The organism is Kouleothrix sp., assembly GCF_046328425.1.
Taxonomy (GTDB): domain Bacteria; phylum Chloroflexota; class Chloroflexia; order Chloroflexales; family Roseiflexaceae; genus Kouleothrix.
This window is the reverse complement of record NZ_JAXLWP010000017.1, coordinates 97,030-119,674: the sequence shown is the minus strand read 5'-3', so window position 1 is coordinate 119,674 and position 22,645 is coordinate 97,030. Positions and strand designations below refer to the sequence as shown.

The window sequence follows — 22,645 nt, the reverse complement described above, 5'->3', positions numbered from 1 at the left end:
TCACATCGAGATCGACCCCTTGCGAAATTCGGTTTTGCCCAGCAGCGCATTGAGCAGCACCGGCCGTCCGGCCGCCGCTAGCGCGCGCGCCTCGGCCAGCGCCTCGTCGGCCAGCCCCGGGTCGCTCAGTGCCAGGCCGGCCGCGCCCAGCCCGGCTGCGGCGGCGTGGTAATCGGTGGGGCGCAGCACGGTGCCCACGTCGTCGCCCAGGATCTCGGCCTGCTCGCGGGCGATCTGCGTCCACCCGGCGTCGTTGCCGACCACCGCGATCACTGCGGCGCCGTGGCGCGCGAAGGTGTCGAACTCGGCCAGGCTGTAGCCGAGCGCGCCGTCGCCGAACAGCGCCCACACCTCGCGCTCGGGGTACAACAGCTTGGCGCCAAGCGCGAAGCCCGCGCCCACGCCCAGCGTGCCGAACGCGCCAGGGTCGAGCCACTGCAGCGGGCCGCCAGGCCGCACAATGTACGACGCAGTGGCCACGAAGTCGCCGCCATCGCCGACGACGATCGCGTCGGCGGCGTGGGCCGCCTCGACCGCGCGGCACAGGTGCAGCGGGTTGACACCGCTGGCGGGTGCATGGGCCTGCGCGGCAATTTCAGCCTCGCGCGCGTCGTCGCGCGCCCTCAGCTCGCCCAGCCACGCACCCCAGCGCGCGGCGCGCTCGTCGCCCGATACCGAGGGCGATTGTGCCGCGAAGCCACGCAGGCCCAGCGCTTTTAAAGGCTGAAAGATGCCCGCCCTTTCTTCGTGCCTTCGTGCATTCGTGTCTTTGAGGCCACTCTTCGGTTTATCGGCTAGCGCATCGGCCAGGCCGCGCAGAAACAGTGCGGGGTCGCCGGGCGCGGCGATCGTCGGGCGGCGGTTGAGCCGCAGGTCGCGCGGGCTGCGGTTCGCGGCGACGTAGCAGGCGCCACGCCGGATCTGGCGCCCGTAGTCGAGCCGGAAGTCGCACGGCACGCCGGCCAGCAGTACGAAATCGGCCTGGCGCAGCGCCTCGCGGCGCCGGTGGCGCAGCAGCAGCCGGTGCTGAGCGCCCAGCAGCCCGCGCGCCATGCCCGAAAGGTACACCGGCGCGCCGATGCGCTCGATCGCGCGCGCCAGCTCGCCGGCGCCGGGCGCGTCGAGCAGCGCCTGGCTGCCCACCAGCACCACCGGCCGCTCGGCGGCGCGCATGCGCTCGGCTACGCGCGCGATCGTCGTGGCGTCGGGCATGGGCGCGGCCGGCGCGATCTTCGCCGAAGCATGCGCTGCGCCGGCCCCGGCGAAGATCCGGCCGACGCGAAAGCGCAAGTAGAGCTTCAGCGCGCGGTCGGCCAGGCTGCGGCCACCCGGCGCCGCGCCATACAGCTGGCGCACGGTGGCCTCGTCGTACAGCAGGTCGATCGGGCACTCGACGAACACCGGGCCGGGGACGCCGGCCTGGGCCTCGTGGAAGGCGCGCTCGACGGCCGGCGCCAGGTCGCGCACGCGGCGCACCGCCGCAGCCCACTTGACGTGCGGCCGGATCAGCGCCAGCTGGTCGATATCTTGCAGCGCGCCGCGGCCCTTCAGCACGGTCGGGGCGGCGCCGCCCAGCAGCACCACCGGCGACTGGGCCACCTGGGCGTTTTTGACCGCAGTGATCGTGTTGGTGAGGCCCGGCCCGGCGGTGACGGCGGCCACGCCGGGGCGGCCGCTGAGGCGCGCGACTGCGTCGGCGGCGAACACGGCCGTGGCCTCGTGGCGCGTGTCGATCACGCGGATGCCGCGAGCTTTGCAGCCGGTGAGGATCGGCGAGATATGCCCGCCGCAGAGTGTGAATAGGAATGGTGTGCCCTGCGCCGCCAGAACGCTGGCGATGATATCGCCGCCGTGCATGTCCGTCTCCACTGTTTTATACCAACTCCGTTTGATTACTTGTGTTTTCTTGTGCGGCGCCCGGCCAAGCCGGGCGCCGCACAAGAAAACGAAATTTCGGGGCGGCGAAGCCGCCCCAGACCCCCATAAAGTATAAGTCATCAAGCGAATTTGGTATTATTTCAGCTTCCGCGCTAGGCCCGCGCGAGGCTCATGCGCCTGCGGCCGATCTCGGGTATACTGGCGGCATCGCCCACCGAATACCACGCGAGGCGCGCCATGCCCGAGCCAAACGCCGCCCTTCAGTACGAGCACCGCCGCCCGCGCCTGACGGTCCTCGTCGGCCTGGGGATGGCGCTGGTGCTGCTGCTGGCGGCATGCCCGCTGAGCCTGCTGGCGGTGCAGCAGCGCGTGATCCGCCCGCCCGCGTTCGCCTTCGAGGTTGGCGGCGTCGAGTTCGCCGCGCCCTGCCCGCGGCGCGGCTTTGTCTGCGATGAGGGCACGCCGTGGTACGCGGTGTGGCGCGGCGACCCCGAGCCGGATGGGTCGATCACCTACCGGCAGCTGTTCTTCATGTACCTGCGGCGGCAGCGGCGCTAGCGCAGCGCCCGTGCCAGCGCGCGCCCATACACCAGCGCCGACGCGCCGAACGGCACCAGCGCGGCGTACAGCATTGGCCGGCCGCTGCGCGGGCCATCGGCCAGGTAGAGCAGCATCGCCGCCGCCAGCGCCACGGTGGTAAGCTTGCCGGCGGGGTGGGCCACACTGATCTCGGCGCGCCGGTGGTATACCAGCGCGCTCCCCAGCACGATACCGCAATCGCGCGCCAGCAGCATGCCGGTGGCCCACCACGGAAAGCCGCGCGTGCGCGATAGCGCCAGCGCGGTCGCGTTGATCATCAGCTTGTCGGCGATCGGGTCGAGCAGCTTGCCCAGCGGCGATACTTCGTCGCGCATGCGCGCCACCGGGCCGTCGAGCACGTCGGTGGCCATGGCCACGCCAAACAGCACCAGCGCGCGCCTGCGAGCGCCGGGGTGGCGCATGGCCTGCAGCGCGGCCGGCAGCATCAGCAGGCGCGCTAGCGTCAGCAGGTTGGCCGGGTAGGCCAGCTCGCGCAGCTTGGGGGTGTCGGTCATGCGTGCTCCTTGCGTGTATCGATAACGTTTACCACCAAGACACCAAGACACCAAGATTCTTTCGTTTTCTTGGTGCCTTGGTGGTTGTTTTTCAGCTTTTTTTGGTAGCTGTGCCTACGCCTTGGCTGATTGCTTTGGCAGCGAGTCCAGCAAGATCTCGGCCACGTCTTTGCGTGCCAGCGTCTCGTCGACCCCGGTGTTCTTGGCGGCGTCCTCGAACATGACCATGCAGAACGGGCAGGCCACGGCCACGGTGGTGGGCTGGGCCTTCTGGATCTGCTCCAGCCGGATGGTATTCACGCCCTTCTTGCCCCAGCCCTCAAGCCAGACGTTGCCGCCGCCGCCGCCGCAGCACATCGCGCGCCCGCGGTTCCAATCGGGCGCCTCGACCAGCTCGAGGCCGGGGATGGCCTGCAGCACGCTGCGCGGCGCGTCGTAGATGTCGTTGTAGCGGCCGATGTAGCACGGGTCGTGGTAGGCCACGCGCTGCTCGACCTTCTCGCTGGGCGTGAGCTTGCCCTCGGCCACCAGCTGGGCCAGGAAGTCGGTGTGGTGGATCACCTCGTAGTCGACGCCGGCCTTGCCGCCGAACTGCGGGTACTCGTTCTTGATCGTGTTGTAGCAGTGCGCGCAGGTGGTGACCAGCCGCTTAAAGGTGTACTGGCCGAACGTGCCGACGTTGGTCTTGGCCATCTCCTGGTACAGCAGCTCCTCGCCCATGCGCCGGGCAGGGTCGCCGGTGCAGGTCTCTTCCTCGGCCAGCACCGCGAAGTCGACGCCGGCGCGGTTGAATAGCTCGACCATGGTGCGCGCCACGCGCTTGGAGCGGTCGTCGTAGCTGGGCGCGCAGCCGACCCAGTAGAGCACGTCGACGTGCTCTTTCTCGGCCATGGTCGGCACGTCGAGCCCCTCGGCCCAGGCCATGCGGTCGCGCGCGGGCAGGCGCCAGGGGTTGCCCTGCCGCTCGATGCCCTCGAGCACGCGCTTGACGCCGCCGGGCACCTCGCTCTGGATCATCGCCAGGTTGCGCCGGAAGCCGACGATCTGGTCGACATGCTCGATCATCGCCGGGCACTCTTCCATGCAGGCGCGGCAGGTGGTGCAGCTCCACAGCTCATTCTCGGTGAACAGGCCATGCTCGTAGAGCGGGATGGTCTCGGCGTCGCCGGTGATGATCCGGTACTTCTCGGCGGTGTCGGCGGGCTTGCCGGCCTCGCCGCGCTCGCTGGTGCCCTCGGCCACCACATTCTGGTGAACGCGCGCGATCGAGCCGTCGCGCAGCAGGATCGGCTCGCCGCGCATCAGGTCGGCCATCTTGGTGATCAGGAACTTGGGCGAGAGCTCGGAGCCCGAGGCGTAGGCCGGGCACTTGCTCTGGCAGCGCCCGCACTGCATGCACGCGTCGAAGTCGAGCCGCTGCTTCCACGTAAAGTCGGCCAGGGTCATCAGGCCGAGCGACGGCTCGTCCTTCTCGATCTCGGCCTCGAGGTTCGGGATGGGCATCAGCGCGCCCTTGGGCTCGGTGTCGCGGAAGAAGGTGTTGAGCGGTGTGTAGAACAGGTGCTTGAACTTCGAGAGCGGGATGGTGGCGATAAAGGCGAAGGTGGTGAGCATGTGAGTATACCAGAACAGGCCGTGCAGCGCGAATGCCACGCCGCTGCCGCCGCCCAGGCCAATGCCGCGAAAGATCGTGGCCAGGCCGTAGCCGAAGAACGAGTTGGCGGCCCATGCCTGCTGGTACACCGCGATGTCGCCGATCGTCTGGTTCGCCAGGCGCAGGCCCTCGAGCAGAAAGCCGGTGATCGTGATGTAGAGCAGCGACGCCAGCACCCACAGGTCGGTTGGCCGGTTGTTCAGCCGGTCGGGCTTGCTGCGGTAGCGCCGCCAGGCCGCCCACACCAAGCCTGCCAGGAACACCAGGCCCATGGTGTCGAGGATCAGCTCGTACCACTGGTAGAACGTGCCGGCCAGGATCTGCCCGGCCTGCGGCCCCATCAGCGGGATGCTGAAGTCTTCTTCTACGGCGATGATGTCGGTGCCGATAAACAGCGCCAGAAAGCCAAAAAAGATCAGCGCGTGCATGGAGCCGGGCCGGCGATCCTTGAGCACGCGCTTTTGGCCGAACACCTGCGCCAGCGCTTCGATCGCGCGCGCCGGGATCTCGGAGATCCGCGCGTCGGGCTTGCCGCGGCGCCAGCGGCCAATGTCGCGCAGCACGCCCCACGTCATCACCGATACGGCGACGAGCGCGGAGAGGTAGAGTGCCAGCGGGGCAAAGCCTTCGCCGACATTCCAGTAGATTTGGCGGACGGCTTCCGTCATCGGAGTTCTCCCCAGGGCCACAAGGCCAATCTACGATATAGAGGATACTGTTTGAGGTAGTTCAGATAATAGCATTGCTAATGCAGCGCGTCAAATATCCTGCTTGCATTCGCGCGGCCACGTACCACCAGATCTTCTTCAACCACCGCTTCGCCTTTGTGATGGCGAGCGATGTCGACATGCTGCGGCGCTCGCAGTGCCGCGCCGCCTGGCGGTCGGTTTCTTGCTGGGACGCGGGGTGAGCAGTATGGCGGCGCGAGGCGCCTCGCCTTGGCGCAGCCGCAAACCTAAGGAGGGCTTTCCCATGGCAGAGTTCAACCGCTACGCGACATCGACTTGGCGGGGCGATCTGAAGGGCGGCGCGGGGACAGTGTCGAGCGAGAGCGGGGCGCTGCGCGATGTCAAGCTCACATTTGTATCGCGCTTCGAGAACGGCGGCGGCAGCAACCCCGAGGAGCTGATCGCGGCGGCCCACGCCGGCTGCTTCAGCATGGCGCTCGCGAATGGCCTGAGCGGCGACGGCCACGTGCCCGAGTACGTGACCACCCGCGCCACGGTCAAGCTGCGTATGGGCGAGGGCGGCCCCAAGATCGCCGCGATCCACCTGGCGACTGAGGGCAAGGTGCCTGGCATCGACGCTGCGGCGTTTCAGGCCGCCGCCGAGAAGACCAAGCAGACCTGCCCGGTGTCGCGGCTGCTGCTGCCCGGCCTTGAAGATGTGACTCTCGAGGCCCGGCTGGTCGAGTAGCGCGCCCTTTCCACTAAAGAGCTGGCGCCGGGTTTGCCCTGCGCCAGCTTGTTTGTGCGCGGCTTTTGCAGCGATCTGCGGTCTGGGGGTTCGGGGGCGGCGCAGCCGCCACCGAAATCTCCTTTTTTCGGAGCGAGTTGCGGTCTGGCGGGTTCGGGGGCGGCGCAGCCGCCCCCGAAATCTCCTTCTGCTATGCGCTGCACGGCGAAGCCGGGCAGCGCATAGCAAAAAGAAATTCATCAAACGAAGTTTGATGTAATTTCAGATAATGGAAATACAGCCCTTGACGCGCCCATGTTCATGGCTGTACTATGGCTTAACTTCAAGCGCTATTTCACTACTTGCCCGAAGCTATACCGTCCACAAGCTTTTTAGCCTGGGCCGCGTGCGTATGCCAGCGGCACGCGGGCATGCCAAAGTTTGAAATAATCCGGCTATCTTCCTTCGCGCATGCACGCGAATAGGTACGGAGGCATTCGCGTGCGCTCGTAGCGCTGCATTTGGGGCGCGCGGCTTTGGCGTAGCCCTGCCATCGGCAAAGCTCTGTGCTTTTGTCTTGAGCATAAGATCGAGGAGGATCGCGCATGGACATCGGCAAGGACACGCTACTCTGGGCGTATGAGCGGATGCGGCTGATCCGCGAGTTCGAAGAGCGGCTGCACCTCGACTTCGCAGCCGGCAAGATCCCCGGCTTTGTGCACCTCTACGCTGGGGAGGAGGCCGTGGCTACCGGGCTGTGCGCGCACCTGCGCGACAGCGATTTCCTCACCAGCACGCACCGCGGCCACGGCCACTGCATCGCCAAGGGCGTCGACGTGCGCTCCATGATGGCCGAGATCTACGGCAAGGCCACCGGCTCGTGCAAGGGCAAGGGCGGCTCCATGCACATCGCCGATGTCGACAAGGGCATGCTCGGCGCGAATGGCATCGTCGGCGGCGGGCCGCCCATGGCCTGCGGCGCCGGCCTTACCGCCAAGATCCACGCCACCGACCAGGTGACGGTCTGCTTTTTTGGCGATGGCGCGTCGAACCAGGGCACTACATTCGAGGGCCTGAACCTCGCCGGCGTCTGGAAGCTGCCGGTGGTGTTTGTGTGCGAAAACAACGGCTACGCCGAAACTACCTCGCCCAAGTACTCGGTGTCGGGGCAGGATATCGCGGCGCGCGCGCGCGGCTTTGGCATGCCCAGCGTCGCGATCGATGGGCTTGACTTCTTTGCGGTGTACGAGGCCGCGCGCGAGGCTGTGGCGCGCGCGCGCCGCGGCGACGGCCCGACGTTTATCGAGGCGCAGACGTACCGCTACTATGGGCACTTCGAGGGCGACACCGTGAAGTACCGCGATAAGGAAGAGGAAGCGCACTACCGCTCGCTCGACTGCATCGGCCGCTTCCGCGCCACCGTGGTCGACCAAGAGCTGCTCAGCCAGGCCGAGCTTGACGCGATCGACCAGCGCGCCAAGGACGCGATTGTCGACGCGGTGCGCTTCGCCGACGAAAGCCCGTTCCCCGCCGCGCCCGAGCTGCTGAGCGATGTGTATGTGAACATTCCCGAGCGCGAGCTGTGGCCGTTCCAGACTGCCGGCGCCTAGCGTCGCCGCTATCGCGCGCTTTTGCCAGGCGGGCCGCGAAGCCGCCAAGCCTCCCCTGCGGAAAGGCACTGCGTACATTCTCTCGATCATAAGACGTACGCGGCGTCCTCTCGCGTGGGAGGCTTGGAGGGCGCAAGCCCTCCAAAATCAATATAACTCGTGTCAATCACAGGACTTACGCGGTGCGCGTTTTTGCCTTCGGCAGAGCGGTACTTTTTCGCGGTACTTTTTCATGGATGGTGCTGAGATTTTGGCGCTTTGCGCCAAAATCTCAGCACAAAGCTGCCGCAGGCATCACAAGCCGATATCGCGGGCGACCGCGTAAGTCCTGTCAATCAGAGGAGCACACATATGACCACAGCTCGCACGATCAGCTACCGCGAGGCGATCAACGAGGCGCTGCGCCTCGAGATGCGCCGCGACGCGAATGTCATCCTCATGGGCGAAGACGTCACCGGCGCGTCGCAGAGCGACAGCCCCGACCACCTCGACGCCTGGGGCGGCGTGCTTGGCGTCACCAAAGGGCTGGTGCAAGAGTTCGGCCGCCAGCGCGTGCGCGACACGCCGATCACCGAGTCGGGCTTTATGGGCGCCGGCGTGGGCGCGGCGGCCACCGGCCTGCGCCCGGTCGTCGAGCTGATGTTTATTGGCTTCATGGGCGTGTGCCTCGACCAGATCGTCAACCAGGCCGCCAAGATGCGCTATATGTTCGGCGGCAAGGCCAAGATCCCGCTGACGGTGCGCACCATGATCGGCGCCGGTTTCCGCGCCGCCGCCCAGCACTCCGACTCGATCTACTCGACGTTTGTGCACTTCCCCGGCCTTAAGGTCGTAGCCCCGGCCACCCCCGCCGACGCCAAGGGCCTGCTGGCCGCCGCCATCCGCGACGACGACCCGGTGATCTTTTGCGAGAACAAGGTGCTGTACGACAGCAAAGGCCCCGTGCCCGAGGGCGAGTACGTGATCCCGCTCGGCAAGGCCGACATCAAGCGCGCCGGCACCGACGTGACGATTGTCGCGATCTCGCGCATGGTGATCCACGCGCTCCAGGCCGCCGACCAGCTGGCCAAGGCCGGCATTAACGCCGAGGTGGTCGACCTGCGCTCGCTCGCGCCGCTCGACGAGGACACCGTGCTCACGTCGCTGCGCAAAACCGGCCGGCTGGTGGTGGTAGACGAAGACAACCCGCGCTGCAGCGTGGCCGGCGATATCGCCACGCTCGCGGCCACCCAGGCGCTCGAATATCTCAATGCGCCCGTCAAGCTGGTGACGGCCCCGCACACGCCGGTGCCGTTCAGCCCGGCGCTCGAAGACGTGTACGTGCCGTCGCCGGGGCGCATCGCCGAGGCCGCGCAGGCAACCATGGCCGCCTGATCGATTCGGAGCAACCAATGCCTATTGAAATCGTGATGCCCAAGTGGGGCCTGAGCATGCAGGAGGGCACGATCGGCGCCTGGCTCAAGCGCGATGGCGAGGCTGTCAGCCAGGGCGACGCGATCGTCGAGATCGAGACCGAGAAGATCACCAACCTGGTCGAGGCGCCGGCCAGCGGCGTGCTGCGGATCGTCCACCCCGAAGGCAGCGTGATCCCGGTCACGCAGACGATCGCCTGGCTTGCGGCGCCGGGCGAGGCCTTGCCCGACGTCGCCGGGCCTCCTGCCGCCGCGCCGCCCCCAGCAGCCGCGCCCGTGCCGGCCCCGGCGGCGGCCCCGGCGCCCCAGGCGCCAGCGGCTGGCGGGCCGATCCGCGCCATGCCGGCGGCGCGCGCGCTGGCCAAAGAGCACGGCATCGACCTGGGCATGCTGGCCGGCACCGGCCCGAACGACACGATCGTTAAGGCCGATGTCGAGCGCGCGATCGCCGCGCGCGCCGCCGTGGCCGCCCAGCCGATCCAGAAAGTCGGCTTTTTCAGCGAGGGCCACCGCCTCGACGGCATTCTGTACACGCCGCGCGGGCTCGCCGCCGAAGAAAAGCGCCCCGGCGTGGTGCTGCTGGTGGGCTACACCTACCTCAAAACCATGGTCATGCCCGACATCGCAAAGGCCCTGGTGGCCGCCGGCTATGTGGCGCTGGTGTTCGACTACCGCGGCTTTGGCGAGAGCGAGGGCCCGCGCGGCCGGCTCATTCCGCATGAGCAGGTGGCCGACGCGCGCGCCGCGCTGACGTTTCTCGCCGATCAGCCGCACGTCGACGCCAGCCGGCTGGCGCTGGTGGGCATCAGCCTGGGCGGCGCGCACGCGATCAGCGCCGCCGCGCTCGACGCGCGCGCCCGCGCCGTGGTGGCGCTTGAGCCGCCCGGCCAGGGCGAGCGCTGGCTGCGCAGCCTGCGCCGCCACTGGGAGTGGAGCAAGTTCCAAAGCCAGCTGGCCCACGACCGGCTCCAGCGCGTGCGCACCGGCGTGTCGGCGCGGGTCGACCCGCTTGAGATCATGGTGCCCGACCCCGAGTCGCGCGAGTTTCTCGACCAGGTCGGGCGCGAGTTTCCGCAGATGAAGGTCGAGCTGCCGCTCGAGAGCGCCGACGCGCTAATCGAGTACGCCCCCGAGGCGCTGATCGGCCGGGTAGCGCCGCGCCCGGTGCTGATCGTGCACGGCGACGCCGACCACCTGGTGCCGCTGGCCGAGGCCCGCCACCTGGCGGCGCAGGCCGGCGCCGGCTGCCGCCTTGAAGTGATCGCGGGCATGGGCCATTTCAACTGGGTCATGCCCAACAGCCCTGGCTTCAAGCGCGTTGCCGAGCTCACGGTCGGCTTCTTGCGCGAGGCGCTGCCGCTCGGTTAAAGTGCTACGTTTGCGCGCTCTGCCGAAGGCAGAGCGCTGCTTGATTCTGCTAGGGCTTACGCAGCTGGCGCGTTCTGCCCAAGGCAGAGCGGTACTATCTTCGTGTATTGCGTGCGGTTTTTTCGCGCGGAGCCAGGAAAACTGCACGCGCAAACTATAGAAACTCTCGGTTCTCGCGCCAGAGGTTTGCCCATGATCACCGTAGGCATTATCGCCAACCCCGCCTCGGGCAAAGACATCCGCCGCCTGGTGGCGCACGGCTCGGTGTTCGACAACGACGAGAAAGTGAGCATCGTGCGCCGGGTGCTGCTGGGGCTCGAGGCCGTGGGCGTCCAGCGCGTGCTGATCATGCCCGATCGCTACGGCATTGGCCTGAAGGCGCTCGACACGCTGAAGCTTTCGATCGAGGCCGGGCTGATGGCCATGCCCACCACGTTTATGCCGGCCGACTCGCAGCGCGCCGCAGGGCTCATGGCCGAGCAGGGTGTGCGCGCAATCGTCACGCTCGGCGGCGACGGCACCAACCGGCTGGTGGCCAAAAGCTGCGGCGACGTGCCGCTGATGCCGATCTCCACCGGCACGAACAATGTGTTTCCGCTGATGATCGAGGCTACCACGGCCGGGCTGGCGGCTGGGCTGGTTGCCTGCGGCAAGGCCGGCCCCGCCGTGGCCCACGCGCCGCGCATCGATGTGTTTCGCGGCGGCGCCTCGCCCGGCGCGCCGCCCGACGACATCGCGCTGATCGATGCAGTGGTATACGACGAGCGCTTTGTGGCTTCGCGGGCGATCTGGGATGCCAGCAAGCTGTGCGAGGTGCTGCTGACGCGCGCCGAGCCCGGTAATATCGGCCTTTCGTCGATCGGCGCGCACCTGCTTGGCGGCGATTACCCGCCCGGCCACGGGCTGTTTCTGCGCGTCGGCCCCGAAGGCCGGCCGGTGCGCGCGCCAATCGCCCCCGGCCTCATCCAGACCGTGCACGTGGCCGAGTATCGCGCCATCGCCCCCGGCGACGAGCTGCTCGTCCGCCACGAGCGGCCGTGCGTGCTGGCCTTCGATGGCGAGCGCGAGCTGGAGCTGCGCGCGAATGCCAGCGCGCTGCTGCGGCTCAACCCGCTCGGCCCGCGCGTGATCGACCCGCGCCGGGCGGTCGAGGTGGCGGCGCGCGCCGGCGCTTTTTATACTAACTTCGGCTGATTACTTGCTTATAACGGGGTTTGGTATTGCCAGGCGGGCGGTTGCGGGGCCTAATATCAAATCCGGCTGATCGGTTGGATTATGGTGGGGGTTCGGGGGCGGCGAAGCCGCCCCCGAAATTTCTTTTTCTTGTGCGGCGCCCGGCTTTGCCCGGCGCCGCACAAGAAAACACAAGGGATCAAACGGAGTTGGTATACGCTAGCCTGGCCGCACCAGCACCACCGGGTCGCCGGCGTGCACGGTTGCTTCAGACAGCACGCGGGCGTACAGGCGGCTCCAGCCGGGGTGCAGCTTTTGCGAGATGCGCTTCGACAAGCCGTCGGCGAACGAGCCGGCGATGTTGGCGCACGGCGCGGCGTAGCCGGTGATCTCGATCAGCAGCTCGCCTACGCGCAGCCGGTCGCCAATGCCAAGCGCGCCCCAGTCGAGCCCTTCGATCGTCAGGTTTTCGCCGGTGCTGCCCGGCGCGATCGGGTGGCCTTCGCTCTGAAGCTCGGCGATGCGCTCGGCTGAGTACAGCGACACCGCGCGCTCCGGGCCGCCGTGAAACCGCCGGTCGCGCTGCTTGTCGCCTATCACGCCGCTGGCGGCGACGCGCGCGCTGGGCGTGGCGTGTTTGGGCACGCCGCCGCGCGGGTTCACATTCACTTGGGCTACGCGCCCACTGCCTGTGCTGGGCATGGCTCAAACCAGCTTTCCGGTTCATTAGAATTAACTGAAGTATACCTTGGCTACACGATCCTCGCGCTTCAGGCAGGCTCCAGCGCCTCGGCCGCTGCGGGGTAGCGCGCGCGCAGGTCGGCCCTCAGCCAGTCGAGCGCGCGCTGCTGCTCGGCGGGCCTGGCGCTGCCGCACGGCTCCAGGCCAATCGCGATGGTATCGGCCGCGCTCGCGGCGCGCCCCTCGGCCACCAGCCGGTAGATCACGCCACTCAGATCTACATAATAATCGAACCGCGGGCCGGCTGCTGCGGCCAGCTCGGCTGCGGCGGGGCCGGCGGCCGGCGCTATGCTCAGGCGCGCGATCGGCGTATCGCCGCGGCCGGCGCCTGCACCAATGCTCGCGCTTACGTCGGCGATTGGCGGCGTGGCAGCTTCGCGGCCAAGCAGCCCGCCGCGAAACACGCGCCGGGGCAGCACATCGCGGGCGTCGCGGGCGTCGAGCACCGCCGCGCCATCGGCGTCGGGGTCGCCCTGCTTCAGCAGTTCGCTCAGCTGAGCGAGCTGGGCCTCGCCGTCGGCGAGCGTCACCGGCAGCTGGCCGATCACAATCCTGCTCCAGTCGCCGTCGGCAGGGATCTGGCAGTAGAGCACGTCGAGGGCGTAGGGCATCGCCACCAGGCGCTGGCCCTCAAGCGTTTGCATTTCGGCCTTGCCCATTGGCGCGCCCATGCCGTGGGCGAGAGCATACTTGCAGAACAGCGCGTTTGGGTCGAAGTTGCGGCCGGTGCGCGCGGTATACAGGTCGTTCAGCACCAGCGTGCGTAGCTCGCGCTCCTGGGGGGTGTGCGGGTCGCCCTGGTACATATTGCGCGTCAGGTCGCTCAGCCGCGTTAGCCTGCCAGTCCAGATCAGCGTGTCGAGCGCGTAGTGCTGGCACGAGATCTGGCCGCCAGGCAGCAGGTGGTCGGGGCCGATCGGCACGCCGATCTCGCCGGTGTGCGCCAGGTAGAACTGGTGAAACGCCTGGTCAGGCCGGAAGCCTTTGGCCGGGTCGGCGGCGCGGAATAGTGTCTGCAGCAGTGCGTCGCGCAGCGGCCCGGCCGGCGCCGCGCTCAGCCGCTGCACCTGCTCGAGCGCATCCGGCGCGGCGAAGAACAGGTCGCGGCCGTAGGCTTCGAGGATCAGCGGCTGGCCGTTCACCACCACGGCGCGCTGCTGGTCGTCTTCGCCTTGGCCATCGCCGCTGGGCGGCGGGGCGAGCACCGCCACCGGCATGCCGGTGCTCTGCGATACCGCCTGCTTCAGCAGCGGCCAGCCGAACGGCCGGCCGCCGCCGGCCGCGCGGTAGGCCAGGTCGACGAGCAGCTTGCGCAGCTGCTGCGAGGCGGCGAGCGGCTGGGGGTGGGCGCGGGCACAGCGGGCGCGGCCGGCGGCGGCGTGGGTGCCGGGCCGGCGCCGTACACCTCGGCCACGAAACGCTCCCACGGGAAGCCGGCCGGGTCGGTCTTGCGGCGCGGCGCGATATCCAGGTGCCGCACGAGCTGCCCGCGCGGGACATTGTATTTCGACACCAGGTAGCGCGCCAGCTCGAGCGCGGCGGCGTACTGCGCCGGCGGGTACGGGTCGTGCCCGGTGTTGAGGTTCTCCAGCTCGATGCCGATCGAGATCGGGTTGCACGACGGCGCGATCTGCCGCCCGTCGACCTTCCAGCTGCTCAGGCCGGCCTGCCAGGCGATGTCTTTGTCTTCGACCATCTGCGCGACCGCGCCGGATTTATCGATGTAGTAGTGGATCGACACGCGCCGATTTGGCTCGCCGCCGCGCCGCAGATAGTTATAGTCGCCGGGGCCGTGCGCGGCGGTGGCGTGCAGCACGACCATGCGCACGCGCGTGGCGTTGCCCGGCTCGAAGCTATTGCTCAGCAGCCCAACCTTGTTCACCTGCATGCCGGCCTCCAATGTTTCTTTGTGTGCGTGTTTGTGTGGCTCGCGACCCGCGGTATAGTATCTACGAGCCAGTATAGCACGCCAAACGGTAGCGTTGAAGCGACGGCTTGGTTGCGATCGGGTTGCGAGCTGAGCACGCCAACTCAGCGTAAGCCCTAGCCAAAAAAGCAAGCGCTCAGGCGGAGTTGGTATTAGCTGCGCGCGAACAGCGCGTCGGCGCCGAGCTGCTGGGGGCGCGGCCTGCCCGCTGCGCTTGGCAGCGGCTGGATGGCCAGGCCGATGCGCCCGAGCGCGTAGGCAATGCCGGCCTGGAGGTTCGCCAGCGTCACCAGGCCGCGCAGCTCGATGCCGATGTGCACGATCGTCTGGGCGATCTCGGCGCCAATGCCCACCAGGATCACCTGCGAGCCAAGCAGCCCGGCCGCGCGTGTGGTCATCAGCAGGTGGTTGGCAGTGCTTGTGTCGATCACCGGCACGCCGGTGACGTCCATGATCACAAACTCGGCCTGGTAGGCGGCGATCGACTCGAGCAGACGCTCGGTGATCTCGGTGGCGCGCCGGCTGTCGACCGCGCCGACGAGCGGCAGCACCAGCACGCCGGGGTACACCGGGATGATCGGCGTCGAAAGCTCGCTGATGGTGCTGCGCAGCAGCGCCTCTTGCTCGCGCTGCTGGTTGGTGGCGTTGATATAGGCGCGCTCCATGTCGGCGCGCTGGCGCGAAAGCTCGGCCGCGTCGGCGGCGACCAGCGCCTCGACCACGCGGTTGAAGTAGCAGCTGACCTGGCCGATCGCCTCGGGGGTTGTTCCGGCAGCGCCAGCTACCACGCCAACGGCGGCGGCCTGGGCTTCGAGCAGCGCAGGGAGGCCCAGCCCCTGCTGGCCTAGCTTGGTGCCGAGCGCCGCCGCGTCGGCGGGCGTCTCGGGCGAGGCGAGCAGGCCGGCCACCAGCGCCTGGGCGGTGGAGGGCAGTCGGAAGGGCGCGAATGTGCCCCGGTTGGTCATGGCCTTGCGCGCGAGCGCGTCGGCCACCTGTTGCTCAAAGGCGGGCCTCAGCCCGGTAAGCTGTTCGTGCGTGATCATCCGGCATGCTCCAGTAGCACTCCATACATCTCGGCGTCGATCGTCTCGCGGTCGCTTTCCTGCACCAGGTGCTCGACGCCAAGCCAGGCCGCTAGCGGCCGCACTGTGTGAACGTGCCACGGCGCTAGTAGCGCGCGGATCTGATGTTCGTCGCGTATGTATACCTGCGCCGAGTTGCGCTTGAAGTTGTCGAGCTTCGCGCGTGCGGTGTCGTCCATACGCACATAGCCGTACGAGAGCGCCATCACGCTGCCCGGCGCGCTCCATTCGTACAGCGCCCGCGCGATATGCGCCAGGCTGGCGTCGTCCATGAAGTACGAGAGGCCAATAAAGCCGATCGCCACGCGGCGCTCGCCGCCGAAGTGCGCATTGGCCGCCGCCAGCAGCTCGGCGGGCTGGCGGATGTCGGTTTGAATATAGCTCACCGCCGGGTTGCTGCCGATCACCTCGCGGGCGTACGCCACCGTCATCGGGTCGGCGTCGCTGTAGAGCACCCGCGCGTTGGGCGCGCTGTTGTGGAAGTGGCCCTGCGTCGGCATGCCCGAGCCGAGATCGAGAATGTTAGCGTGGTTGCTGGCGGCCCACTGCTCGGCCACCATCTGCAGGAACCAGCGGTTCAGGCGCGCCCAGGTGGTGTACGAAGGCGTCACTTTGAGGATCTGCTGCGCTGCGATGCGGTCGACTTCGAAGTTGTGCTCGCCGCCGAGAATGTAGTCGTAGATGCGGCTGACGCTGGGTTTGCTGGTGTCGATTGTCATGGGTTAGGCCTCGCGAATGAATAGTGTAGCTGCGCTGGTACGGGGCGCGATGCCGGTGGGGCAGTGCGGCGAACGGAGCAGGGCAGGGGCCACGGCGTGGTGGAAAGGAAGAACTTGGTGTTATTTTAACCGATTCGCCACTATTTCGCTATAGCCTATCGGTCCTGTGGCCGGATGGTATAGTTGGCGCGTGTGCGCTCCCCGCTACTACAGCGGAGCGTGGTGGCAGTATAGGGTTGCCGGCAGCGGGGATGGCAAGGCCACCGTGATGTTCAGGTTTCGCGGTGGCCTTGCCGTGCAGTGGGGGGCTACAGCGCCGCCAGCGCGCGCTCGACGCTGTCGGTCGGGCTGACTTTCACCTGGGCATCGGCGATGCGGCCCGCCTCGTCGATCACGAAGTGGCTGCGAATAATGCCCATATATGTTTTGCCGTACATTGAGCGCTCGCCCCACACGCCGTAAGCCTCGGCGATGGCGTGGTCTTCGTCGACAAGCAGGGTGAACGGCAGGTTGAACTTGCTCTTGAACTTCTGGTGTGATTTCTGGCCGTCGGGGCTGACGCCCAGCACCACCGCGTTGCGCTCCTCGATCTGCGGGTAGGCGTCGCGGAAGCCGCACGACTGCGTGGTGCACCCCGGCGTGTCGTCTTTCGGGTAGAAATACAGCACCACGCGCCGGCCGCGCAGATCGGATAGCCGCAGCGTCGTGCCGGTGTCGGTGGTGGCGCTGAAGTCGGGCGCGGCATCGCCGACTTTCAGGGTTGCCTCTGCCATAGCTGTTCCTCCAGGTGTATGTGTACGAAGTACGTGGCGAAAGCGCGAGCGAGGCCGGGCGCCGCTTGCGCACCCTCTGTTAGCTGGCCGGCCGCGCGGGCGCAAGTGCCGGCCTGTGCAGCAGCACCGGAACCTGCGCGGCGCGCAGCACTTTGTCGGCCGTGCTGCCGAGCACCAGCCGGGCGAACCCGCCGCGGCCATGGGTTTTGATCGCGATCAGATCGACCTGCCGCTCGGCGGCGTAGCCAAGGATCACCGCCGCCACCGGGGTGCCGAGCAGCACATCGGTCTTCACGTCGAGCTGCCGATCGTGGAGCGGACGGGCAGCCTGCTCCATGTAGGCGCGCGCCTGCTCGGCCTCGGTCTCGATCTCCGACTGGGTCGTCGGCACGGGCGCCAGCGTCGCGATCGTCTCTTCGAGCTGAAGATCGATCGCGTGCAGCAGATAATAGCACGCGCCCCACGGCTGGCCAAACGCGATCGCGCGCTCGAGCATCTGCTCGGCCGCCTGCGAGCCGTCGAGCGGCACGAGAATGCGCCGGAACGCGACGGAGGCCGCCAGATCCGGCGCTGCAGAGCCAGGCTGCACCAGCAGGAGCGGCGCCGGGGCGTGGTGAATCAGGTGCTCGGTGACGCTGCCAAGCCAGAAGCGCGAGATGTCGCTGCGGCCGTGCGTCGTCATTGCCACCAGCTCCACCCCCGGCTGCTCGGCAGCCGCCGCGAGCGCGTGCGCCACTGCGCGCCGTGGCGACGCAACCACGCCCGGCTCGCCGTGATGGGCCGCGTGGTGTATATCTTCCAGCACGGCCGTCTCGGCCGCGACGCCGGCGAGGCTCTGAATGCGCTGCGCGACGGCGCTCAGGTAGGCCTGCGAGCGCTGCCGGTCGGCGGCGCTGGCGCCGACCGGCACGACGTGCGCCAGCCGGAGCGCTGCGCCGCTCGCGCGGGCCACGCCGATCGCGGCGGGGAGCGCGTGCTCGCCGGCGGGCGAGCCATCCAGCGGAACCAGGATCGCATGCGCGTTTTCTGCCATACTCGCTTACTCCATGATCTCGGCACTGGCGCGGCCACCACCCGCGCGCGGATTGCCGACGAAAAAGGCTAGCCCAAATGCTACCACAATCAGGCCGGTGATCAGCATCAGCGCGTCGCGGAAGGCCAAAACCGTGGCCTGGAGGCGCAGCTGAATCGCAACCTGGCGCAGCAGCTGCGCCTGCACCGGCAGCACCCAGCGCCCCTGCGCCGCCGCCTGCGCCACCACGCCGCTCAGATAGGCGTACAGCGGCGAGGCTTGGGTGGTCTGCTCGGCCAGGTGCGCGAAGTGCGGGATCGTCCGGTCCTTCACATATGTTGCGAGGAACGAGGTAATAAAGGCCGCCGCCACCTGGCGCTGCAGTGTGAAGAACGCCGAGCCGCGCGCCAGCTTCGCGCGTGGCACGTCGCTCAGCGCGATCACGCTGGCCGGCTGGCTGGCGAAGCCGATCCCGATACTCCGGCCGATCAGCAGCAGCTGGATCACCTGTATTGGCGTCGTGAGCGTCAGGCCCGAGAGCAGGTAGCTTGCCAGGCCCAGCGCCAGCAGGCCGATAAAGATCGACCATTTCGGCCCGAAGCGATCCGTCGCCAGCCCCGACAGCGGCAGCGCGATCAGCGTCACAAGCGACGACGGCAGCAGCACCAGGCCGGCCTGCTCGGGATTCAGCCCGCGCAGCACCTGCAGATACTGCGGCACCAGGAACAGCGCGCCGAATAAGGCAAACGTGATCGCGATGGTGATCAGGTAGGCGCTGCTCCAGTTCCAGCGCTTGTACAGGCTGAAATCGAGCAGCGGGTCGTCGGTGCGCAGCTCGACGACGATCAGCGCGACCAGGCAGATCAGGCCGAAGGTGCCAAACCCGAGCACCCTGGCCGACGACCAGCCGTCGCTGGCGGCCTCGCCGACGCCATAGACCAGCGACGAGAAGGCGAGCGTCGCGAGCACCAGGCCGGGTATATCGAGCCGCGCGCGCTCGTTGACGCGCCCGCGCCGCAGCAGCACCCAGCACATAAACAGGCCGACAACCCCGATCGGCACATTGAGGTAGAAAATGATCCGCCAGCTGAAGTACTGGATGATGTAGCCGCCGAATGTGGGGCCAAGCGCCGGCGCCAGCAGCACCGGCACGCCAATCGTGGCCTGGCTGAGGCCGCGCTGCTCGGGCGGGAAGACGGCGTAGACCTGCGCGATGCCCAGCGGCAGCAGCGCGCCGCCGCCCAAGCCCTGCAGCACCCGGAAGAAGATCATGCTGCTGACGTTCCACGACAGCCCGCACAGCATTGAGGCGATCGTGAACAGCGCCAGCGAGATCATGTAGATCCACTTGGCGCCAAAGCGGTCGGCGAGGTAGCCGAACAGCGGGACGCTGATCGTCTGCGCGAGGGTGTAGGCCGTCACCACCCACTGGATATCGTTCAGGGTGACGCCGAAGACAGCCTGCAGCTTGGGCAGCGCAATATTCACGACGGTCGAGTCGAGCACGGCCATAAACAGGCCGAAGATCACCGCGATCGCGACCAGCCACTTATATTCCAGGCCCAAAATACTGCGCACTGCGGGCTTGCCGGGGGCGGGGGGGCCGACTGGCCTGCCCGCCGGCCCGGCCGGCTGGAGCGACTCAGCAGCACTCATCGAAAAGCTCCCTGTTATTTCCCATAAAGTCTCGTGCCCTATGCCGTGCGGATGCGCACATAGGCGTTCTCGCCGGGGTACAGGCTCGTGCCGGCCGTCGAGCCGATGCTGATATGCACCTCAATGCGCTGGGTCACCTTGGTGAAATTGCTGGTGGTGCGGTCGCTCGACGGAATGATCGCGAACGAGCTGGCCGTCGCCTGCAGCACCTCGCTCACCGTGCCCTGGTAGACACTGCTGCCGGTGGCGTCGACCGTCACCTCGACGGCCTGGCCAGCGTGAATTTTGTGGATCTGGCTTTCGTCGACGTAGGCGGTGATGCGCATTGCGTCGAGGTTGGCGACATACGCGAGCGCCTGGGCCTGCGCGACGACCTGGCCCTCCTTGGCGTCGACGCGCAGGATTGTGCCGTCGAGCGGGGCGGTGATATTGACGAACACCGAGCTGGTCGTCGGTTTGATCTGCCCCAGCACCTGGCCGGAGTGCACTTTGTCGCCCGGCCTGACGCGCCAAGTCGCCAGCGTGCCCGAGGCCAGTGGCGCAACCGAGACCATGTTCGAGTCGACCAGCGCGTCGTCGGTAGAGACATAGAAAGTTGAGTCGATGTAGTAGGTGTAGCCAAAGCGCGCGAGCGCGGCAAGCACGATCAGCCCGACGATGCCCAGGATCAGCGGGCGCCGCCCGACGCGCGCGCGTGCCCGCGGTGGCGCGCCCGCGCCCGGCGTTTCGGTAGGAACCGTCCCTGTGGTCATGGAAATCTCCCTGAATACAAGCATTACGCAACACCGGCGTGCCGTGCTGGCGCGGGGCAAGCTCCACGTCGTACAAGCGCGATGAGGTGTCAGGAGGGTTTGGAAGGCGCTTCGGCCCTGGCGACATTGGCAAGTGCCCGCAGCCCGAGCTGCAGCGCCGCGAGAGCCGTATCGTCGAGCTGGGCCAGCCAGCGCTGCATCGGCTCGCTGCGCATCTCGCGCAGCTGCTCGATCAGCTCGACTCCGCTGGCAGATAGCTCGGCCAGGGTGCGGCGCCGATCGACCGGATCCTCGGTTCGCACGACAAACCCAGCCTGCACGAGCTTGTCGGTGAGATGGCTCGCGGTTGGCTGGCCAACGCCCAGCAGGTCGGCGAGCTGGCCAATCGGCAGCGCCCCGACATCATAGAGCGTGAATATGGTCTTGAGCTGCGCCATCGACAGATCGAGGCCGATCCAGACCTGCCTCGACGACGTGCTGATCGCCCGCCCGATGGCCTGGTATGCCAGCAGGATGTCGTCGGTCAGGGGCGCGCGTTCGCCTGCCATGGTGCTTCCTTCCACACGATGGCGCGAGTATAGCAAATTGCATCGATATCGTCAATATATTTGCGGGCAGCGGCGGCCGGCGCGCCGAGCCCTGGGCCGAGCGGCACTGTGAAGGATGCTGCTACCGGCAGTGGTATACAGCTGCCGGCGGCACGTGACTTTCGGGCTTCTACGGCGTTCTAATCAGCATCTGCCACTCGCGGCCCGGCGCGCGGCGGCGAGAGCGCCGGCCTTTTGTTGGTGGCAGAAATCGACTATACTAGCTATAGAGCGCGCAGAACACTGCGCGCCGCGTGGCGCCTACCACGATGTAGTGCCGGCCCGCACAGCAACCTCGCGCACGACCAAGCCGTCGCGCCGGGACAGCAGACGATCGCAGGTATCGCACGAGCCTGCGGCGTGTGCTGCGCCGGCATTTGCAAAAGGTGAGACATGACCCACATTCTGGTGATCGACGACGACTGGCTGAGCGTCAAGATGACCGCGTTCATCCTCAACGACGCGGGCTACCGGGTTTCCAAGGCATTTGATCCACGCAACGCCCTCAAGGTTCTCGAGCACGACCCACCCAACCTGATTTTATTGGACATCGGCCTACCGGCTCGGACGGGCTTTGCGCTGTGCCGCCAGATTCGGAGCGCCTCGGACGTGCCGATTATTTTTCTCTCGGGCTCACGCGATCCGGCCGATCGGGTGAAGGCGCTCGAGGCCGGCGGCGACGACTGCATCGGCAAGCCGTTTGAGCCCGCCGAGCTGCTGGCGCGCATGGTGGCAGTGCTGCGCCGCGCCGATCGGACGCAGCGCACCTCGCGCGCGAAGCTGACCATCGGTGACCTCTCGCTCGACCCGGTGGGCCGGCTGGCGAGCTTTGCGAATGGCCGCGAGATCGAGCTGACGCCGATTGAATTTCAGATCGTGCACACCCTGGCGCGCCAGGCCGGCCAGCTTGTGAGCGACGCAGCGCTGATGCGGCTGGTATGGGGCGCGCAGGCGCGCGGGCGCAATCTGCTGACGGTATATATCTACCGGCTGCGCGCGAAGCTGTGGCCCGGCAGCGAGTCGCCGATCGCGACACTGCGCGGCCAGGGCTACATGTTTATGCCGGCCGGGGCCGGGCGCGTGCGCGAGCGTGTGGTTGGCGAGGCGGTGCCGGGGATGTAGGGCGTGATACCAAACTGGTGGTTACTGCTCAGACAATTTCTGAGAGCAGAGAGCGATCCGGTGGGGTGAAGCCCGAGCGTATCAGGAGGGCCGAGGCTCTACGCACTCCGCTCAATCGCCCTGCGCTCTGCTTGTATGCGTGTCGCGGTCGGCGAGCAGGTGCTCGATCGCGGCCGACAGGGTGTCGACCTGGGCGTGCAGGCGCGAGATATCGCGCTGGCTAGGCAGCTCGACCACGGCGCTGGCCTGGTCGTGCAGCAGCAGGGCCTCGAGCCGGGCCAGCTCGTCGGCGTCGATCGCCCCGGTGGCCAGCAGGTGATCGAGGCGCTGCTTGATCGCGAGGTCGATCAGGCTGGCGCCGCTGAGCGTGCTCCAGATCGAGCGGCTGACGCCCGCGAGCGTGTCGCCGCCGGCGCGGATCAGGCCGGTGAGCACCTGGGTCGGCAAACGATCGCCGCTGTTGCGCGCCTGCAGCACCACCTGGGTGAGTATCGCCGCAGTGATATCCTCGCCGGTCTCGTTGTCGAGCACCTGGACTGGCTCGCCGGCCTGGATGAGCGTAGCGATGCCCTCGAGGGTAATATACTGCTTGCGGTTGGTGTGGTACAGCTTGCGGTTAGCGTATTTTTTAATCGTCTGCATGGCTATCTCTTGTCGGCTGGCCTGTGGGGCGTATTATACCACCGTACG

The 22,645-nt window shown here is 67.6% G+C and carries 20 protein-coding genes; 7 read left to right on the top strand and 13 right to left on the bottom strand.

Annotated features, from left to right (window positions below; translation table 11 throughout):
* A complete protein-coding gene (locus tag U0177_RS16945; RefSeq protein ID WP_409571835.1) occupies positions 1–1,857 on the bottom strand; it encodes a thiamine pyrophosphate-binding protein in 1,857 nt (618 codons plus the stop codon).
* Between the two features lie 258 nt (positions 1,858–2,115).
* Here U0177_RS16945 and U0177_RS16940 point away from each other — a divergent pair, with 258 nt between their 5' ends.
* Positions 2,116–2,436: a hypothetical protein gene (locus U0177_RS16940; RefSeq protein WP_409571834.1), complete on the top strand. Its 321-nt coding sequence runs from the start codon at positions 2,116–2,118 to the stop codon at positions 2,434–2,436.
* Here U0177_RS16940 and U0177_RS16935 read toward each other — a convergent pair.
* Together U0177_RS16935 and U0177_RS16930 are read right to left on the bottom strand one after the other, a co-directional pair.
* A complete protein-coding gene (locus tag U0177_RS16935) occupies positions 2,433–2,972 on the bottom strand; it encodes a CDP-alcohol phosphatidyltransferase family protein (protein WP_409571833.1) in 540 nt (179 codons plus the stop codon). The genes U0177_RS16940 and U0177_RS16935 overlap by 4 nt on opposite strands.
* 114 nt (positions 2,973–3,086) lie before the next feature.
* Positions 3,087–5,294, bottom strand: a complete 2,208-nt coding sequence (locus tag U0177_RS16930; protein ID WP_409571832.1) for a heterodisulfide reductase-related iron-sulfur binding cluster — start codon at positions 5,292–5,294, stop codon at positions 3,087–3,089.
* Positions 5,295–5,598: 304 nt separating this feature from the next.
* On the opposite strand from U0177_RS16930, the gene U0177_RS16925 reads away from it, so the two are divergent.
* The 5 genes from U0177_RS16925 to U0177_RS16905 all read left to right on the top strand — a co-directional run bounded on the left by U0177_RS16925 (position 5,599) and on the right by U0177_RS16905 (position 11,605).
* Positions 5,599–6,042 carry an OsmC family peroxiredoxin gene (locus U0177_RS16925; RefSeq protein WP_409571831.1) on the top strand — a complete coding sequence of 148 codons (444 nt, stop codon included), beginning with the start codon at positions 5,599–5,601 and terminating at the stop codon, positions 6,040–6,042.
* Between the two features lie 584 nt (positions 6,043–6,626).
* Complete coding sequence (locus U0177_RS16920; protein ID WP_409571830.1) at positions 6,627–7,631, top strand: thiamine pyrophosphate-dependent dehydrogenase E1 component subunit alpha; 1,005 nt, start codon at positions 6,627–6,629, stop codon at positions 7,629–7,631.
* Between the two features lie 351 nt (positions 7,632–7,982).
* Positions 7,983–9,005 (top strand): alpha-ketoacid dehydrogenase subunit beta, encoded by a 1,023-nt coding sequence (locus U0177_RS16915; RefSeq protein ID WP_409571829.1) that lies wholly within the window; start codon positions 7,983–7,985, stop codon positions 9,003–9,005.
* A gap of 17 nt (positions 9,006–9,022) precedes the next feature.
* On the top strand, positions 9,023–10,411 hold the full coding sequence (locus U0177_RS16910; RefSeq protein WP_409571828.1) for an alpha/beta fold hydrolase: 1,389 nt from the start codon (positions 9,023–9,025) through the stop codon (positions 10,409–10,411).
* 192 nt (positions 10,412–10,603) lie between these two features.
* Positions 10,604–11,605 (top strand): ATP-NAD kinase family protein, encoded by a 1,002-nt coding sequence (locus U0177_RS16905; protein WP_409571827.1) that lies wholly within the window; start codon positions 10,604–10,606, stop codon positions 11,603–11,605.
* 198 nt (positions 11,606–11,803) lie between these two features.
* Here U0177_RS16905 and U0177_RS16900 read toward each other — a convergent pair whose 3' ends face one another.
* From U0177_RS16900 to U0177_RS16860, 9 genes are all read right to left on the bottom strand, one after another.
* Positions 11,804–12,286, bottom strand: a complete 483-nt coding sequence (locus U0177_RS16900; protein WP_409571826.1) for an MOSC domain-containing protein — start codon at positions 12,284–12,286, stop codon at positions 11,804–11,806.
* 1,282 nt (positions 12,287–13,568) lie between these two features.
* Entirely contained in the window at positions 13,569–14,213 is a 645-nt protein-coding gene (locus tag U0177_RS16895; RefSeq protein ID WP_409571825.1) for an N-acetylmuramoyl-L-alanine amidase, read from the bottom strand.
* A gap of 191 nt (positions 14,214–14,404) precedes the next feature.
* Complete coding sequence (locus tag U0177_RS16890; protein WP_409571824.1) at positions 14,405–15,295, bottom strand: STAS domain-containing protein; 891 nt, start codon at positions 15,293–15,295, stop codon at positions 14,405–14,407.
* Positions 15,292–16,053: an SAM-dependent methyltransferase gene (locus U0177_RS16885; protein ID WP_409571823.1), complete on the bottom strand. Its 762-nt coding sequence runs from the start codon at positions 16,051–16,053 to the stop codon at positions 15,292–15,294. The genes U0177_RS16890 and U0177_RS16885 overlap by 4 nt, the downstream gene beginning before the upstream one ends.
* Positions 16,054–16,361: 308 nt before the next feature.
* Positions 16,362–16,826 carry a thioredoxin-dependent thiol peroxidase gene (bcp, locus tag U0177_RS16880; RefSeq protein WP_409571822.1) on the bottom strand — a complete coding sequence of 155 codons (465 nt, stop codon included), beginning with the start codon at positions 16,824–16,826 and terminating at the stop codon, positions 16,362–16,364.
* Between the two features lie 79 nt (positions 16,827–16,905).
* Complete coding sequence (locus tag U0177_RS16875) at positions 16,906–17,859, bottom strand: universal stress protein (protein WP_409571821.1); 954 nt, start codon at positions 17,857–17,859, stop codon at positions 16,906–16,908.
* Between the two features lie 6 nt (positions 17,860–17,865).
* Positions 17,866–19,494 carry a DHA2 family efflux MFS transporter permease subunit gene (locus tag U0177_RS16870; RefSeq protein WP_409571820.1) on the bottom strand — a complete coding sequence of 543 codons (1,629 nt, stop codon included), beginning with the start codon at positions 19,492–19,494 and terminating at the stop codon, positions 17,866–17,868.
* Positions 19,495–19,532: 38 nt separating this feature from the next.
* On the bottom strand, positions 19,533–20,246 hold the full coding sequence (locus tag U0177_RS16865) for an HlyD family secretion protein (protein ID WP_409571819.1): 714 nt from the start codon (positions 20,244–20,246) through the stop codon (positions 19,533–19,535).
* Between the two features lie 89 nt (positions 20,247–20,335).
* Positions 20,336–20,794, bottom strand: a complete 459-nt coding sequence (locus tag U0177_RS16860; RefSeq protein ID WP_409571818.1) for a MarR family winged helix-turn-helix transcriptional regulator — start codon at positions 20,792–20,794, stop codon at positions 20,336–20,338.
* A gap of 432 nt (positions 20,795–21,226) precedes the next feature.
* Between U0177_RS16860 and U0177_RS16855 the strand changes: the two genes are divergently transcribed.
* Positions 21,227–21,955 carry a response regulator transcription factor gene (locus U0177_RS16855; RefSeq protein WP_409571817.1) on the top strand — a complete coding sequence of 243 codons (729 nt, stop codon included), beginning with the start codon at positions 21,227–21,229 and terminating at the stop codon, positions 21,953–21,955.
* Positions 21,956–22,066: 111 nt separating this feature from the next.
* Here U0177_RS16855 and U0177_RS16850 read toward each other — a convergent pair whose 3' ends face one another.
* On the bottom strand, positions 22,067–22,597 hold the full coding sequence (locus U0177_RS16850; RefSeq protein ID WP_409571816.1) for a polyhydroxyalkanoate synthesis regulator DNA-binding domain-containing protein: 531 nt from the start codon (positions 22,595–22,597) through the stop codon (positions 22,067–22,069).
* Between the last annotated feature and the right edge of the window lie 48 nt (positions 22,598–22,645).